We start from the raw sequence: 17,072 nt of genomic DNA on the forward strand, positions 1-17,072 counted from the left end.
TATTTTTCGTTTTTTTTCTCTATTTTCCTTTACGAATATGTTCCGCTTTCGCATAATGATCGTATTGTTATTTTTGGTCGAAAAGTGTGCAGCAAAGGCGACTTTTCTGGCGCTACTTTTTGGCTCAGGCAGGAGATGGGCAGCAATGGCTAATGAACACGAACACTATGACGTTGTCGTCGTCGGCGGCGGGGTCAACGGCACCGGTATCGCCATGGACGCGGCGGGCCGGGGACTGAAGGTACTGCTGTGTGAAATGAACGATCTTGCATCGGCAACCTCCTCCAGCAGCAGCAAGCTGATTCACGGCGGCCTGCGCTACCTGGAGCACTACGAATTCCGCCTGGTGCGCGAAGCACTGGCCGAGCGCGAGTCATTGCTGCGTAACTCGCCCCACATCATGTGGCCCATGCGCTTTCGACTGCCCCACCGCCCTCACCTGCGCCCAGCCTGGATGATTCGCACCGGTCTGTTCCTGTATGACCACCTGGCCAAGCGAGAACTGCTGCCGGGCTCGCGCTCGATCAAGTTCGACAGCTCTGACCCGCTAAAGCCGGAAATTACCAAGGGCTTTGAATACTCGGATGGCTGGGTGGACGATGCTCGACTGGTTATCCTGACTGCCAAGAAGGCCCAACAGTTGGGTGCCCGAATCCTGACCCGCACCAAGTGCGTGAAAGCCGAACGCGGCTCCGCCGACTGGAAGGTGACGCTCCGGAACACGGCTGACAACTCCGATGAGACCGTCACCGCCAAGATGATCGTTAACGCCTCCGGCCCCTGGGTCAGCAGCATGTTTGGCGAGACCCTGTCGATGCCAGCACCCAAGATGATCCGCATGGTGAAAGGCAGTCACATTGTCATTCCCCGAATGAACAAGGGCACCGAGGCCTACATCCTCCAGAATGAAGATGAGCGCATCGTCTTTGTTATCCCCTACGAAGACGAATTCTCTCTGGTTGGCACCACGGACGTGGATTACGAGGGCGATCCCAGGAAAGCGAAAATTTCACCGGAAGAGACCGAGTACCTGCTAGACATCGTCAACTCCCATTTCAAGCGGCAGCTGACCGCTGAAGATGTGGTCTGGTCGTACTCTGGCGTGCGTCCTTTGATGGACGACGAGCAGGAGAACGCCCAGAAAGCTTCCCGGGACTACTCGTTTGAAGTCAGTGCCGAGAACGGCAAGGCGCCCCTGATTTCGGTGTTCGGTGGCAAGATCACCACCTACCGGAAACTGGCAGAAGCGGCCACCGACAAGCTGTGCCAGTTCTTCCCGAATGCCAGCGGGCGGTGGACCAAGACCGCGCCCCTGCCGGGCGGTGATTTCGTCAACCACGACAGCCTTGAAATCAAAATGACGGCCGATTTCCCTTGGTTGGATAAGGCCGTGATCAGCCGGTATGTCCGCACCTACGGCACCAGCTCCTACGACATCCTGAAAGGACGCAGCAGCATGGCGGACCTGGGTGTGCACTTTGCCGGTACGCTTTACCAGGCCGAAGTGGAGTACCTGATGGCTGAGGAATGGGCCCATACCTCCGAGGATATCCTCTGGCGGCGAACCAAGCAGGGGCTGTATGCGAACGAGGAAAATGTTCGGGCGCTGGATCAGTTCCTGATGGAGCACGCCACCGGCGACAACGGCAGCGGCCCGGTGCATCAACACGCCTGAGCCTCGACCGAATACATCGCTCCGGCCGGATAAACCTCCGCCCGGAGCTTTTTTGTGGCAGTTACTCCCGTAGCAACTGGGCCACCCTCTGTTGCACGGCCGGTATCACGTCCTGCTCAAACCAGGGGTTTCGACGCAGCCAGAGGTTATTGCGAGGGCTGGGGTGCGGCATCGGAACCACGGCCGGCCAGTGGTCCTGCCAGTGACGAACCTGCTCGGTAACTGAGCGGGCCTTACCTCCAAGATGCCAGGCCTGGGCATACTGGCCAATAACCAGGGTCAGACCAATGTTCGGCAACCGACTGAGAAGCTCCGAACGCCAGGCCGGCGCGCATTCCGGCCGTGGCGGTAAATCGCCGGATTTGCCGGTGCCCGGATAGCAAAAACCCATGGGCAGAATCGCCAGCTTCCGTTCGTCGTAAAACGTATCCCGGGTCATCCCCATCCACTCCCGCAGCCGATCCCCACTGGGATCGTTGAACGGCAAGCCGGTTTCATGGACACGCCGCCCGGGCGCCTGCCCCACAACTAATATGCGTGACGACTCGGATAGCTGAATCACCGGCCTTGGGCCCAGGGGCAGAAACTCGGCACACAAGGTACACGCCCGCACCCGCGCCACTAACTCTGCAAAAGATAACTCGCTCAACTCCACAGGCTTTTGCAAAGCAACCTCCTGATCATTGCGTAGGAACCGATTTCGCCTGACTATAGGCTCTTCAGTGTATAGGAGAAAACCCGATGACCTCCAAGGCCAGCGCCCTGCCAGACATCGATGTTGAGGAATTCCGGAAGGTGGTCCGCAGCCGCCGTTCGATCCGCCGCTTCAAGCCAGACCCTGTCCCAAGGGACGTCCTGAGTGAATGCTTGGAACTGGCGACCTTGGCACCAAACTCCAGCAATTTGCAGCCGTGGGAATTTTTCGTGGTGGAGTCGGCGGACCTGAGGGCCAAGCTAGCAACGGCCTGCCTGGGGCAGAACGCAGCCAAAACCGCACCGGTGCTGATTGCCATTGTCGCCCGCCCCGACACCTGGCGCCAACACGCGCGCCAGGCCCTGGACGAATGGCCGGAAGCGTCACTGCCGCCCATTGTCGAGAAGTACTACCGCACCGTTGCACCCATTTATTACAACCAGGGCCCGCTGGGTGTGTTTGGCCTGACCAAGAAAGCCGCCGGAACGGCGCTGGGCATGCTCCGCCCGGTTCCCCGTGGCCCGTCCTCGACCAGTGACATGAAAGTCTGGGCGACCAAATCGACCGCGCTGGCCGCGCAAAACCTGATGCTGGCCCTGCGTGCCCACGGCTACGATTCCTGTCCGATGGAAGGCTTTGACGAGTGTCGGGTGAAATCGCTCCTGAAGATCCACCGAAAAGGCCTGGTCACCATGGTACTGGCGGCGGGTAAACGCGCCGGCAACGGCGTTTACAACCGCCAGTACCGGTTCGACCACGACCAACTGGTGCATTACCTGTGATAGCCCCTACCCTTTAATAGCCCGCACCCCTTAAAAGCCAGCCCCGGTCACCGGTTACACCTCGGGGTTGCCCAGCGCCTCGGCGGCACCCAGCAAACCGGTGTAGGGCTCGGTCACGACAAACACCGGCGTGAACTCCAACAGTGGCCGCATCCGGCCTTTGTCTTCAAAGCCTTTCTGGAACGGGCTTTCCAGAAAGAAATCGAGAAAACGGGGCAAAATGCCGCCACACAGGTAAACGCCGCCCGTGCCCCCGACCGTCAGTACGCCGTTGCCCGCCACTCGTCCCAGGATTTCACAGAAGTGGCGAAGGGTATGACGGGCCAGGGAATCAACCTGCTCCAGAGCCGCCGCGGTGATCTTTTCCGGAGCGTCGAGTGGCGCTGCCACGCCCTGAATCTCGGCGTGGGCCTGATAGAGATTCAGCAACCCCTGGCCACAGAGAATTCGCTCAACCGACACCCGCCCGAACCGGGCTTTCAGAATCCGCAGGATGGCCATCTCGGTGTCGTCGGTGGGGGCAAAATCCACATGCCCGCCCTCGGTCATCAGTGGCACCCAACCGTGCTGCAATGGCACCAATCCGGAAACGCCCAGCCCGGTACCTGGCCCGATCACGAGCCGGGCACGGCGGGGATCGCCCGGCCCGCCACACACCCGAACCAGGTGCTCTTCCGGCACATGGGGTACCCCCAGCGCCATGGCGGTGAAGTCATTGATAACCTTGAACGCCCGCCAGCCAAATTGCGCCCGAACCTCTTCGGTATCAAAGCGCCAATGGTTGTTGGTCATCCGGATCTGGGTGTCTCGCACCGGTGAGGCAACTGCAAAGCAGGCCTCACTCACTTCGCTCACCCCTACCCTGGCCAGGTAGTCCGTCACTGCGCTGTCGATGTTGTCGTAGTCACCGCAACGAAGCACCTCAATGGCCTGCGGACGAACGTCGCCCTGCTTCACCAGGGCGAAGCGGGCGTTGGTGCCGCCGATGTCTCCGACCAGTGAATACTGTGCGTCTGTCATGCCTCGTGATTCCAGAAAAAGCTAGCGCCTTGCTCCGGGTTGCTGGCTGCACGACGCATCCAGCCAAACATCTCCCGACCGTAGCCGTGATGATACGCACTCAGGTCTGCTTTGAAAGACTCACGCTTGGCCAATTCCTCGTCAGCGATATCGATGCGCAGTGAACCCGCCTTGGCATCAACACAGATCCGGTCGCCCGACTTAACCCGTGCCAGCGGGCCTCCGTCAAGAGCTTCCGGATAAACATGAATGGCGGCCGGCACTTTGCCCGAGGCACCGGACATGCGGCCATCGGTGACCAGCGCCACCTTGAACCCCCGGTCCTGCAGCACACCCAGATACGGTGTGAGCTTGTGCAGCTCCGGCATGCCATTGGCCTTCGGGCCCTGGAACCGAACCACAACCACGCAGTCCTTATCCAGATCCCCGGCATCAAAGGCCGCCTTCAGCTCGTTCTGATCGTTAAACACTACCGCCGGCGCTTCAACGACCTGATGCTCGTCGGCCACCGCGGAAACCTTGATCACACCGCGACCCAGGTTGCCGTCGAGTACCCGCATACCACCGTCCGGCGCAAAGGGCTCGGAGGCTGTGCTCAGCACATCCGGACGCAGACTCTTTTCCGGAGCCGGCTTCCAGACCAACTTGTCATTGTCCAGTTCCGGGCCCTGGGTATAACGCTCCAGGCCATGCCCCATGACTGTCTCGACATCGTTGTGCAGGTAACCTGCGTCGAGCAGCTCACGGATCAGGAACGGAGTACCGCCGGCCTCGTGGAAGGCATTCACGTCTTCCTGGCCATTCGGGTAGATGCGGGTCATGGACGGCACCACGGAAGACAGTTCGGCGTAGTCGTTCCAGTCAATGATGATGCCGGCTGCCCGGGCAATCGCAATCCAATGGATGGTGTGGTTGGTCGAGCCGCCGGTAACCAGCAGTGCAACCAGGGCATTCACGATGCTCTTCTCATCCACCATGTCGCCCAGGCCAAGCTCACCGCCGTGGGGCTTCGACAATTTGATCACCTGCTCCGTTGCCGCCTGGGTGAGACGGTCCCGCAGTGGCGTGTTCGGATTCACAAAGGCCGAGCCCGGCAGATGCAGGCCCATCACCTCAACCAGCAACTGGTTACTGTTGGCGGTGCCATAGAAGGTGCAGGTACCCGGGCTGTGGTAGGACTTGCTCTCTGCCTCCAGCAGTTCGTCTTTGCCAATCTTGCCCTCGGCGTAAAGCTGACGGATGCGCTGCTTTTCCTTGTTCGGCAGCCCTGAGGGCATCGGCCCGGCAGGCACCAGAATGGTTGGCAGATAGCCGAAGCTCAGGGAGCCGATCAACAGCCCCGGCACAATCTTGTCGCAGATACCGAGCAGCACCGTGGCATCAAACATATTGTGGCTCATGGCTACCGCCGTACTCATGGCGATGGTGTCGCGCGAGAACAAACTCAGTTCCATACCCGGCTGACCCTGGGTAACGCCGTCGCACATGGCAGGGGTACCGCCAGCAAACTGCGCCACCGAGCCCATGTTGTGGGCCGCTGAGCGGATCATGTCCGGGAACTTTTCATAAGGTTGGTGGGCCGAAAGCATATCGTTGTATGCCGATACGATCGCCACGTTGGCCTTGTTCATGAACTTCAGGGTGTCTTTGTCACCCTGGCTGCAGGCCGCAAATCCGTGAGCAAGGTTGCCACAGGAGAGACTGCTCCGATGGGGAGATTGCGCCTTCAGCTCGTTCATTCGGTCAAGGTAGTCCTGCCGGGTGGCACGACTGCGTTCAATGATTCGTTGGGTAACTTTTTCAACGGTTGGATGCATGGTGGGCTCCATCGGTCGCATAGAAGACATGTTGAGTTGGACGTAATTTTACGTTCTTTTTTGACATCTTTCACCCGAATATCGTTCAAACTTTCTTTTTTTGTTGTTATATTTACTACATTACACTCAACAAACGAACAAAAAACACCCAAATTAGGAGTCGGACGATGACTATTCGCATCGCAATTAACGGTTTTGGCCGCATCGGTCGCAACATTCTCCGTGCACTTTATGAAAATGACTACCGTAAGCAAGTCCAGGTTGTCGCCATCAATGATCTGGGTGACGCCGAAACCAACGCCCACCTTCTTAAATACGACAGCGTCCACGGCCGCTTCGATGGCGTGGTGGGACACGACGCAGAATCACTGACCGTTAATGGCGACCGCATTGCCATTACCGCCATCCGCAACCCGGAAGAACTGCCCTGGAGCGACCTGCACGTGGACGTGGTATTCGAGTGCACCGGCCTGTTTACCAAACGCGACGAGGCTGCCGCGCACCTGAAGGCCGGCGCCCGTAAAGTCATCATCTCAGCGCCCTCACCCGACGCGGATGCCATGGTGGTTTACGGCGTCAATCACCATACCCTGACCGCCGAGCACGAAGTCATCTCCAACGCCTCCTGCACCACCAACTGCCTGGCACCGGTTGTTGAAGCCCTGCACAAGAGCGTCGGCATCGAAAGCGGCCTGATGACCACCATCCACTCCTACACCAACGACCAGAAGCTCAGCGACGTTTACCACACTGACCTGTACCGGGCCCGCTCTGCGACCCAATCGATGATTCCCACAAAAACCGGTGCTGCCGCTGCCATTGGCAAGGTGATTCCCGAGCTGGATGGCAAACTTGATGGCCTGGCCGTTCGGGTACCCACCATCAATGTGTCACTGGTAGACTTCGGCTTTATCGCCGGTCGCGACACCACGGTCGAAGAAATCAACACGGCTGTGCAAGCCGCGGCTGAAAACAATCCGGTTCTGGGCTTCAACACGGAGAAGCTGGTCAGTGTAGACTTCAACCACAATGCCCTCTCCAGCGTATTCGACGCCAATCACACACGCGTGCTCGGCCGTCATGTAAAAGTCATGGCCTGGTACGACAATGAGTGGGGTTTCTCGAACCGAATGCTCGACAACGCAATCGCTCTGATCAAGGCCGGCCGGTAACTCTGGCCTCCTTGTACAGTTCCACTACTTTTAAAGAGACGCATCCGATTAACCATAGGACACCAACCATGCTCAGGCGCACCAAGATTGTCGCCACACTCGGTCCCGCGACCGACTCTCCCGAAGCCCTCGCCGCCATTATCGGCGCCGGCGTCGACGTCACCCGACTGAACTTTTCCCATGGCAGTGCGGAAGACCACATCCAGCGGGCACGCCAGGTACGCGAAGCGGCTGCCGCGCAGGGCCGGTTCGTCGCCCTGCTGGCTGACCTGCAAGGCCCGAAACTGCGGATTGCCCGCTTCGCCAACCACAAGGTCACCCTGACAGTCGGCCAGAGCTTTGTCCTCGATGCCAATATGGACAAGGAAGCCGGTACCGAAACCCACGTTGGCATCGATTACGAGCAACTGATCGAAGACGTGAATCCAGGCGACATCCTGGTTTTGGACGACGGCCGCATCGAGATGGAAGTGCAGTCTGTGGACGACCACAGCATCACCTCCACAGTCCTGATTGGCGGCCCCCTCTCCAACAACAAGGGCCTGAACAAGCGCGGCGGCGGCCTATCAGCGGACGCCCTGACCGAGAAAGACAAACAGGATATCGTGACAGCAGCTCGGCTGAACGCCGACTATGTGGCGGTGTCTTTCGTGCGCACCGCCGAGGACATGCACACAGCTCGCCGACTGCTCAAGGAAGCGGGCTCCGACGCCGGCCTGGTTGCCAAGATCGAACGGGCCGAACTTGCCCACGACGTGGAAGCCCTGGACGCCGTTATCGAAGCCTCCGATGCGGTCATGGTGGCCCGCGGTGACCTCGCCGTTGAAATCGGCGACGCGGAACTGGTCGGCGTGCAGAAGCACATCATCCAGCGGGCACGGGTACTGAACCGTGCGGTCATTACCGCCACCCAGATGATGGAATCGATGATCACCAGCCCGATGCCAACACGCGCCGAGGTGTCCGATGTCGCGAACGCGGTCATGGACTACACCGATGCCGTAATGCTGTCGGCTGAAACCGCAGTCGGTGATTATCCGACGGAAGCCGTTGAGGCGATGGTTCGCATCTGCCTGGGCGCTGAAAAGCAGCCATCAATGCACCAGTCCAAGCACCGGATTCACGAGAGTATGGAGCGGGTCGACGAGGCCATTGCGCTGTCGTCGATGTACGCGGCCAACCACCTCGAGGGTGTCGCTGCCATCATCTGCATGACCGAAACCGGCGCTACGCCGCGACTGATGTCTCGCATCAAGTCCAGCCTGCCGATTTTTGCCTTCTCCCGTCATCACTCAACACAGCACCGGGTAGTCATGTTCCGGGGCGTCCAGACCATACCCTTCGACTCTGCCAAGATTCCGAACGAGCGAACCAATGCCCTGGCCGTGTCAGAACTGGTTAATCGTGGCGTTGTTAGCGAGGGCGATCTGGTGGTGATCACCAAGGGCGACTACGTTAATGCCCAGGGTGGCACCAACACCATGAAGATCGTAAAGGTAGGTTCGGAAATCCGTTAATACGGGGATAGATGACCTGCATTCACTCTTCAAACAGCACACTTCGAAGAGTGAACAAACCTTGCGGCCAGAGTTGTTATTGGCACTGGCCGCAAGGGCACTTTTTAAAAGGTTGAGAATTACAAGTCCGCGAGACTGTCCCGAGCAATCTGGGTGATCTGCGCCCAGTCTTTGGCAGCAACCACATCGGCTGGTGTCAGCCAGGAACCACCCACCGCCTTCACATTCTTCAGCGCCAGATAGTCTTTCGCCGTATCGCGACGAATACCACCCGTCGGGCAGAAGGTCACATCGCTGAAGGGCCCACTGAACGCTTTCAACGCCGGCACACCGCCAGACACTTCAGCCGGGAAGAATTTGAACTCGCGGTAGCCCAGGGCATACCCCATCATCAGTTCCGACACGGTTGAAATTCCAGGCAGCAACGGAGCTTCCGAGGTTACGCCAAATTCAAGAATGGCTTCGGTCACACCAGGGGTGATCACAAACTGCGCTCCCGCCGCCTCGACCTGGCGATACTCGGCCACGCTAGTGACCGTACCGGCGCCAACCCAGGCGTCAGGAATGGCCTCACGCACGGCTTTGATGGCATTAACACCGTGCTCAGTTCTGAGGGTTATCTCAAGCACGTTGATGCCACCGTCAACCAGTGCCTGACACAGCGGCACAGCATCTTCCAGCTCATTGATCGCAATAACCGGCACCAGAGGCGAGGCCGCCAACACGGCCTGAACGCGCTCGCGCTGGAATTCAGAAAGTTGGGTCATGGGTTTTTACTCCAAAAAATCGTGAAATGCAGACTCAGGGACTCCAGAACACATTGAGTCCAGGCTGAAGAAAAGCGCGCACCGGCATTGCCATCACGTCGCTCGGATTGGCAAGTGCCTGCTCCAGAGTCTCAAGCTTGTCCTGGCCCTTCAGGTGCAGCGCGGTGAACCGCGCATCCTTCAGTGCCGGCCAGGTCAGTGTGATTCGTTGCTGGGATTGGGACGGCGGCGTGGCCGCAGCCACCCGGTCCGGGCAGTCTGCACTGATCGCCTCAGCCAGCTCCGGTGCATCCGGAAACAGGGACGCGGTATGGCCGTCATTCCCCATACCGAGAATCAGCACATCCAGGGGCAGCGCCAAATTGGCCAATTTCGCTTTCACCGCCTCCAAGCCCTCAAGCGGGGTCGCGCCCTGCTGCTTGAGCGACAGGTAGTTGGCGGCCGCAGCCTTGCCTTGCAACAGATGCGCCTTTACCAGCTTGGTATTGCTGGCCGGATCGTCCTCGGCTACCCAGCGCTCATCCGCCAACAGGACATCAACCCGCTGCCAGTCGAGCGCCTTCTCCGACAGGGCCTTGAAAAATGGTAGCGGTGTCGAGCCACCCGAAACCACCAGGCTGGCTCGCGAAGCCTGCGCCAGACGGGTTTCAAGAACCTCGGCCACCGCATCGGCCAGCGCCACGGCGACCTGCTCCGGAGTTTCCCCGAAGCGTGGAAGCATACCCTCGGGCAACTGAATATCAGGCGTCTTCATACCAGCTCCTTCCGTCACGAGTGATCATGGCAATGGACGCCACCGGCCCCCAGGTACCGGCGGCATAGCGCTTGGGAGGAGCGCCACTGTCGCGCCAGTTCTGGATAACCTGATCAACCCAGCGCCAGGCGTGTTCAACCTCGTCCCGGCGAACAAACAGGTACTGATTGCCTTTCATCACCTCCCACAGCAGACGCTCGTAGGCATCTGGAATACGGTCGGTGTCAAAGGTTTCCGAGAAGGTCAGCTCGAGCGGGCCCTGGCGCAGTCGCATGCCCTTATCCAGACCCTGGTCCTTGGTCAGGATCTTCAGCGACATGCCCTCATCTGGCTGCAACCGGATAATCAGCTTGTTGTTGGCCAGGTGCTTCTGATCCGGATCGAAGATGTAGTGCGGCGCAGGCTTGAAATGAATAATGATCTGGGAAAGCTTTTCTGGAAGTCGCTTTCCGGTACGGATGTAAAACGGCACACCAGACCAACGCCAGTTGTCGATTTCAGCCTTCAGCGCGACAAACGTCTCGGTCGCGCTGCCTTTGTTGGCGCCCTCTTCCTCAAGGTAACCGGGCACGGGCTTGCCATTGCTGGTACCCGCGGTGTACTGGCCGCGAACCACGTGGCTTTCCATCATGTCTGGAGTCACTCGCTTCAGCGCCTTGAGCACCTTTACCTTTTCATCACGAATGCTGTCCGCAGACAAATCCGAAGGCGGATCCATAGCAATAAGGCACAGCAGCTGAAGCAAGTGGTTCTGGATCATGTCCCGGATCTGGCCGGCCTGATCGAAATAGCCCCACCGACCCTCAATGCCGACACTCTCCGCAACGCTGATTTCAACGTGGGAGATGTGGTTCTGGTCCCACTGGGAAGCGAACAGGTTGTTGGCAAATCGCAGGGCGATCAGGTTCTGTACCGTTTCCTTACCCAGGTAGTGATCGATACGGAACAACTGGTTCTCGTTGAACACCTCGCCCAGCTCATCGTTGATCACCTTGGAGGACTCAAGGTCGTGACCAATAGGCTTTTCTACCACTACCCTGGTGTTCTCGTTGCAGCAGTTTGCCGCCCGCATGTTACGGGCAATCACACCGTACATGGACGGCGGCGTTGCCATGTAAACGATCAGCTCGTTATGGGCATCGTCTCGCCAGTCGTTGAGAACGGTGAAGCCCTCGGGATTGCTGAAATCAAGAATCTGGTAGTCGACCCGCTGCAAAAACTTGTCGGCGACTTTGGCATCAAACTCTTCCGGCTTGACGTATTGCTTCAGTTTTTCGAGCAGTTGCTGCCGAACACTGTCGGTGTCCGCTTCCGTGCGCGCAACGGCGAGAATGCGGCTGCCTTCAGCAAGCAGCTTGGCCCTCTCCAGTTGGTAAAGTGCAGGAAACAGCTTGCGTTGAGCGAGATCGCCCAGCGCGCCAAACAGCATAAGGTCACAACGGGTATTGCTTTTATTGGCCATTGGATCCTTCTCTCCGGTGGGTAAGGCGATCACAACGCCAGTCGGCTCGCCTTTTGGATGTCGTCGTTCGATGTAGTAATTTTATGCAAATAATGACATCAGGAATCGGGTTTTCCAAGGAAAAAATGCACAAAATGACATTTTTACTACCCAAAAGCAGAAAGAAACGCGGTATAATCATCGCCGTCGAAAAACAACGAACGCCAAAGAGTCAGGGAGTACTTTTAATGGCCGCGAATCAGGCGCACCGCGATGAAAATCTGCTTACCGACATTCAGTCCCGGCTGGACAGTCTCAACAAATCGGAGCGCAAAGTAGCAGAAGCCATTCTTCGCGATCCCAGCGCCGCCACCCGCTACAGCATAGCTGCGCTTGCCAGGGCCGCCAATGTCAGCGAACCCACGGTTAACCGGTTCTGTCGCGGTTTTTCTGCCACCGGTTTCCCGGACTTCAAAATTCGGCTGGCCCAGAGCATCGCAACGGGCACCCCCTATGTTGGCCAGAACGTCGAGGCCAGCGATACGGTCTCGGAATTTTCCGACAAGATCATGCTCAGCACCATTGCCAGTCTCGACAAGGCCCGCCAGGCCCTGGACCCAAACGCCCTGGCATCTGCCATCGACTACCTTATCCAGGCCAAACAGATCAATTTCTTTGGCATGGGCGGCTCGGCTTCGGTGGCTCTCGATGCCCAACACAAGTTCTTCCGCTTCAATATCCCGGTCATGTCTTATGATGACGCGCTGATGCAGCGCATGGTGGCCGCCGGTGCCAATGTGGGCGACGTAATCGTCCTGATATCCTACACAGGGCGTACCCGCGAAACGGTAGATATTGCCCAATTGGCACGCGCCAATGGTGCAACTGTGATAGGCATCACCAACCCCGACTCGCCCCTGGCCGCGGTCTGCAGCGTGGTGGTCGGTGTCACCGCACCCGAGGACACCGAGGTGTACATGCCCATGTCGTCCCGAATCATCCACCTGACTGTGATTGATATCCTGGCGACCGGCGTCACCCTGAAACGGGGCGCTGATTTTCTTGGCCACCTGAAGAAGATCAAGGAAAGCCTCAGGCCCACCCGACTGCCGTCTGAATAACCCCGCCAGCAAGCCCCACGTATCGATTCAACTGACAGGCACGTGGGGCTGACAGAACTACGCCCCTCCTCCCCCTCAAATCTACCCCCCCAAATTCTTCAGGGCGGAGGATGTACCAACCCTTACGTTACAACACTATGAAATCCGGTTTCCCAATGTCTGATTGGCAGGAGCTGCAATCGCGGGAACCGGAGGCACGGTCTGGCCACGGCTATTCATAGTCCTAACCTGATCATCCGCTTCCCAGACATTTAACAATGACAAAAAGCACAGGACTCAGATGATGCAGAACAATAAGCGCTTCTCTATTAACAAGCTTCCTCTGGCCGCTGCGGTAACAGCTGCCGTTATGGCCACCCCAGCCATTGCAGTCGACTTTCACGGTTATGCCCGTGCAGGTGCCTCGACCAACCTGAACAGCGGTGGCGAGCAGACTTGCTTCGGCAATGGCGCCGTTGGTCACTACGTTGGTCGACTGGCCGACGAATGCGACACCTACGCCGAAATCGCCCTTGGCGACGAGCTGTTCAGTCAGGACGGCGCCACTTTCCGCTTCGATTCCATGATTGCTTACAGCGCCAACGAACAGGGTAACGACTACCAGGCCCTGGACGGCGCCAACAATATCAGTGGCGTCGACTTTGCCGGCGAAGAAGTCACCCGTAATAGCTCCAATCCTTACGGCGGTGGCGATCTGGCCCTGCGCCAGCTTTACGTATCCGCCAACAACGTGATCGAATCCCTGCCGGGCGCCACCCTTTGGGCCGGTAAGCGCTTCTACCAGCGTAAAGACATTCACCAGCTCGACCTGTTCTATGTCAGCAACTCCGGCTACGGTGCCGGTGTTGAGAACATCAAAGCCGGCGCTGGCCAGTTGTCCGTTGCCTACACCAATTCCGACAACAGTGAAAATGACGACATCGTTCAGAACAACAAGATCGATGTTCGCTACTCTTTCCCGCTGGCCGGTGGCAACAACCTAGAATTGATCGGCATCTACGCCATGGCGGACCTGACCGACCAGCAAGAAGACGCCGGTTTCGATGACCAGGACGGTTACTTTTTCACCGCTGAGTTGTCTTCAGGCGTAATGGGTGGCTTCAACAAATTTGCTGTTCAGTACGGCGCCGATTCCATGGGCTTCACCAACGCGGAAAACGCCAGTGGCGGTCGAGTCGCCAACAACAACGCCGGCTACTTCGAATCCAGCTGGCGTGTGCTGAACCACGGCGTTATCAAGTTGGGTAGCGGCTGGGACCTGGGCCACTCTGTGGTTTATGAGCGCGCGGAGCCCCACGACGCCTCCGCTGACGACGGCGAACGCCTGAGCATTGTTGCGCGCCCGGTCTACAACTGGACTAACGTTATGAGCACCGCCATCGAGGTGGGTTACAGCGAAACCGACCGTCCCTGGTTTGACGATTCCCAGGATCTAGGCAAGTTTGCCATCGCCCAACAATGGCAGGCAGGCCCCGGCTACTGGGCACGCCCGGTAATCCGCGCCTACGCAGCCACCTTCTTCGGTGACGAAGCTGAAGCCGCTCGCGGCGGTGAAGGTGTCGACGGCGACGTTCAGATCGGCGCCCAGATCGAAGCCTGGTGGTAAGTCTCTAAAAATCTCTTAGCGTTGTTGGACCTCTTGGGCCGGCTTTATGCCGGCCTTTTTTATGCCTGTGTCCCGTCCTGAAATACGCTGTCATCTGGAGGATAAGAGATGGACAACGTTACTCCCACCCGCAAGAAGCGCACTCAGCGAGATCACAACGTCTTTCAGGAAGGGACAGCAAAGCAAAAAAAGCCCGGGATTAACCCGGGCTTTTTTGATTGAAGCACTTTCAATAGTGAGCTCTCAAACGAGCACCCTTACGACCCGTTTAAGGCCGTTCCACTTCCGCACGATTGCGCAGGAACTGCTGGTAGGCACCGTATTCACGCTGCCCCTCAAGAGACGCCAGGAATTCTTCCAGCTGGCCAAACTCTTCAGAAGTTTCATCCACGGCGCCCTCGTTGACGCCATCGAGCGCTACCACGGCGGCACTGCTCCCACTGACCGACTGGCCATAGCGGGTCTCACCTTCGGCAGGACGGGACAACGAGAACACTGTCCGCATAACGGCCGCTCCGGCCTCCTGATCATTGCGGGGTTTTGCTTCGAAGCTGACCCACTCATCTGCAGCCAGCTCCGACAGTGACTTGCCTGATTCAAGGCCGGCAATGATCTCGTCAGCGCGCTCACTCAGCGCGGCGCGGGTTTTCTGTGCCTTCAGGGAGGCGCGCACGTCCGCGGCAACCTCTTCCAGCGCCAGCTGTTGGGCTTCACGGTATTCGCGCACACGAGCCACCACCGATACGTTGTCGCCCACGTCGATCAGCTCGGTGTTATATCCGTCTTCAACCACATCAGCGGAGAACAGCTGACGCACCAGGCCTTCGTGATCAAAGGGCGCGGTTCCGCCATTGCGGGTAATGCCTTTGGCTTCGCGCACTTCCAAACCAAGTTCCTCGGCCGGGCCGGCGAGATCATCGGCCGCGTAGGCGGAATCCGCCAGCTTGGTCCGAATTTCGGCAAAGCGTTCTTCGGCGCGCTCGCGGGCCAGTTCGCTGCGAAGCTGGCCTTCAATCTCAGACAGTGCCGGCACGTCCGACCGGCGCACGTCTTCCAGCTTGATCAGGTGCACCCCGAAGCTGGTCTCTACCGGCTCAGACACTTCACCCTCTTCAAGGGCAAACAGAGCCTCTTCAAACGCTTCGTTGTAGACGCCACGGCCGGCATAGCCGAGATCACCGCCCTCTTCGGCAGAAACGGTATCGATTGAATATTCCTTAGCCAGATCCGCGAACGAAGCTCCATCGGCCAGCTTTTGCTGCACCGTTGCCATGGTCTGATCCGCGTTTTCGCCATCCTCAATCAGGATGTGCGCAGCACGACGCTCTTCCCGGGCCAGATCATCTGCACGGGTTTCATAATACCCCTGAAGCTCGTCTTCGCTGATTTCAATGAATTCTGCCAGGGCACCCAGGGACAAGGTGATATAAGCCGCATCGATCTGCTCAGGCTGCTTGAAGGCGCTGCTGTTCTCGTCGTAAAACGACTGCACGTCTTCCTCAGTGATTTCCACCTGATCGGCGACGACGCTCTCAGGCACACTCACGACACGGAAATCCCGGGTCTGGTTCTGAATACGCAGCAACTGGCTGACGTTTTCGTCCGCCGCGACACCGCTCTGAACGATGCCGGCGCGGATCTGGTTGACCACATACTGCTTGCGCATTGTTTCGCGAAATTCCGCCACGCCCATACCCATATTGCGAACGGTCGAGACAAAGCGGTCTCGGTTAAACTGGCCTTCAACCTGGAACTGGGGCATCTGGGTGATCAGCGCGTCGATGTCGGCATCGGTCAGGGCCAGGCCCTGGCTGTCAGCGTCCTGGATAAGTACCCGCTGCTGGATAAGCGACTCCAGGACATCTTTACGGATCTGATCTTCGTTCAGCAGCGACGGATCCGGGTTTTCCATGCGCGACAGCCGACGCTGACTTTCCATCTGGACCAGACGGAGAAACTCGCGCTCTGTGACGTCTTCACCGTTTACCGTTGCCACTTCCGGCTCACCGGAGAAGCCGCCGATGATGGCGTCCATTCCCCAGATGGATAGGGACACGATCAGCAAACCGATAATGATTTTGGCAATGGTGCCTTGGGCGTTTTCCCGAATATCTTGAAGCATGTTTCTCCCGAATCCCTGTTCAAGGTCGTGCAGTTTTCAGCGTTTGGCGATAAGCGTAGGGGCACTGAACGTAAAAAGGCGCACCCTGTCCGGAATGCGCCTTGAATTCTTGCTGGGCAGCTCCCTGCGACAGGAGCTGCCAGAGAAAGAACCGTTACTTAACGGCGTCTTTCAGGGCCTTGCCTGCTTTGAACCCAGGCACTTTAGAGGCCGGAATCTTAATCTCGGCACCAGTCTGCGGGTTACGACCGGTACGAGCAGCACGCTCTTTTACTGAGAAAGTACCAAAACCGATCAGAGTTACCTGATCACCCTTCTTCAGGGCACCGGTGATGGAGTTGGTCATTGCGTCCAGAGCACGGCCAGCCGCTGCTTTGGAGATATCTGAGGATTCTGCAATTGCATCAATAAGTTCGGACTTGTTCACACTAAACCCCTTCGATTTCAGGTTGAAGATGTTATAGGTTGGATTGTTTTTTCTAGGACGCTCTCGACTATCGCATAGGCGGTCGGAGAATTCCATTCTTCACTTTTCTTATTCCTTGCGGTAGTTAACCGGTGCTTGGAATAGGCACTTAATGCGC

14 protein-coding genes are annotated in these 17,072 nt (G+C 58.0%); 6 read left to right on the forward strand and 8 right to left on the reverse strand.

Going from position 1 to position 17,072, the window contains the following annotated elements:
* The first annotated feature begins 145 nt into the window (after positions 1-145).
* Complete coding sequence (gene glpD / locus QUE89_RS10545; protein WP_286220051.1) at positions 146-1,675, forward strand: glycerol-3-phosphate dehydrogenase; 1,530 nt, start codon at positions 146-148, stop codon at positions 1,673-1,675.
* Between the two features lie 61 nt (positions 1,676-1,736).
* Here glpD and QUE89_RS10550 read toward each other — a convergent pair whose 3' ends face one another.
* Complete coding sequence (locus QUE89_RS10550) at positions 1,737-2,342, reverse strand: uracil-DNA glycosylase family protein (RefSeq protein WP_286220052.1); 606 nt, start codon at positions 2,340-2,342, stop codon at positions 1,737-1,739.
* A gap of 74 nt (positions 2,343-2,416) precedes the next feature.
* Here QUE89_RS10550 and QUE89_RS10555 point away from each other — a divergent pair, with 74 nt between their 5' ends.
* The gene (locus QUE89_RS10555) at positions 2,417-3,151 is read left to right on the forward strand and encodes a nitroreductase family protein (RefSeq protein WP_286220053.1); all 735 of its coding nucleotides are present in this window, start codon (positions 2,417-2,419) and stop codon (positions 3,149-3,151) included.
* A gap of 54 nt (positions 3,152-3,205) precedes the next feature.
* On the opposite strand, the gene QUE89_RS10560 is transcribed toward QUE89_RS10555, so the two are convergent.
* Entirely contained in the window at positions 3,206-4,171 is a 966-nt protein-coding gene (locus QUE89_RS10560; RefSeq protein ID WP_286220054.1) for a glucokinase, read from the reverse strand.
* Positions 4,168-5,988 (reverse strand): phosphogluconate dehydratase, encoded by a 1,821-nt coding sequence (gene edd / locus QUE89_RS10565; protein ID WP_286220055.1) that lies wholly within the window; start codon positions 5,986-5,988, stop codon positions 4,168-4,170. The genes QUE89_RS10560 and edd overlap by 4 nt, the downstream gene beginning before the upstream one ends.
* A gap of 167 nt (positions 5,989-6,155) precedes the next feature.
* Between edd and gap the strand changes: the two genes are divergently transcribed.
* Both gap and pyk read left to right on the forward strand, forming a co-directional pair.
* Entirely contained in the window at positions 6,156-7,160 is a 1,005-nt protein-coding gene (gap, locus tag QUE89_RS10570; protein ID WP_286220056.1) for a type I glyceraldehyde-3-phosphate dehydrogenase, read from the forward strand.
* Between the two features lie 68 nt (positions 7,161-7,228).
* Positions 7,229-8,677, forward strand: a complete 1,449-nt coding sequence (pyk, locus tag QUE89_RS10575) for a pyruvate kinase (protein ID WP_286220057.1) — start codon at positions 7,229-7,231, stop codon at positions 8,675-8,677.
* 119 nt (positions 8,678-8,796) lie between these two features.
* Here pyk and QUE89_RS10580 read toward each other — a convergent pair whose 3' ends face one another.
* From QUE89_RS10580 to zwf, 3 genes are read right to left on the reverse strand one after another with little or no spacing between them, the layout of a single operon-like run.
* Positions 8,797-9,444, reverse strand: a complete 648-nt coding sequence (locus QUE89_RS10580; protein WP_041341744.1) for a bifunctional 4-hydroxy-2-oxoglutarate aldolase/2-dehydro-3-deoxy-phosphogluconate aldolase — start codon at positions 9,442-9,444, stop codon at positions 8,797-8,799.
* 34 nt (positions 9,445-9,478) lie between these two features.
* Positions 9,479-10,198 carry a 6-phosphogluconolactonase gene (gene pgl / locus QUE89_RS10585; protein ID WP_286220058.1) on the reverse strand — a complete coding sequence of 240 codons (720 nt, stop codon included), beginning with the start codon at positions 10,196-10,198 and terminating at the stop codon, positions 9,479-9,481.
* Positions 10,185-11,660 carry a glucose-6-phosphate dehydrogenase gene (gene zwf, locus QUE89_RS10590; protein WP_286220059.1) on the reverse strand — a complete coding sequence of 492 codons (1,476 nt, stop codon included), beginning with the start codon at positions 11,658-11,660 and terminating at the stop codon, positions 10,185-10,187. The genes pgl and zwf overlap by 14 nt, the downstream gene beginning before the upstream one ends.
* Positions 11,661-11,887: 227 nt before the next feature.
* Here zwf and QUE89_RS10595 point away from each other — a divergent pair, with 227 nt between their 5' ends.
* Positions 11,888-12,760 carry a MurR/RpiR family transcriptional regulator gene (locus tag QUE89_RS10595; RefSeq protein WP_286220060.1) on the forward strand — a complete coding sequence of 291 codons (873 nt, stop codon included), beginning with the start codon at positions 11,888-11,890 and terminating at the stop codon, positions 12,758-12,760.
* 280 nt (positions 12,761-13,040) lie between these two features.
* Positions 13,041-14,366 carry a maltoporin LamB gene (lamB, locus tag QUE89_RS10600; RefSeq protein WP_286220061.1) on the forward strand — a complete coding sequence of 442 codons (1,326 nt, stop codon included), beginning with the start codon at positions 13,041-13,043 and terminating at the stop codon, positions 14,364-14,366.
* Between the two features lie 268 nt (positions 14,367-14,634).
* Here the strand turns inward: lamB and QUE89_RS10605 are convergent, their stop codons facing one another.
* Both QUE89_RS10605 and QUE89_RS10610 read right to left on the reverse strand, forming a co-directional pair.
* Positions 14,635-16,488, reverse strand: a complete 1,854-nt coding sequence (locus tag QUE89_RS10605) for a SurA N-terminal domain-containing protein (RefSeq protein WP_286220062.1) — start codon at positions 16,486-16,488, stop codon at positions 14,635-14,637.
* A 154-nt stretch (positions 16,489-16,642) separates the two neighbouring features.
* Positions 16,643-16,915 carry an HU family DNA-binding protein gene (locus QUE89_RS10610; RefSeq protein WP_041344017.1) on the reverse strand — a complete coding sequence of 91 codons (273 nt, stop codon included), beginning with the start codon at positions 16,913-16,915 and terminating at the stop codon, positions 16,643-16,645.
* Positions 16,916-17,072: the final 157 nt, after the last annotated feature.

The organism is Marinobacter sp. LA51 (assembly GCF_030297175.1).
Taxonomy (GTDB): domain Bacteria; phylum Pseudomonadota; class Gammaproteobacteria; order Pseudomonadales; family Oleiphilaceae; genus Marinobacter; species Marinobacter apostichopi.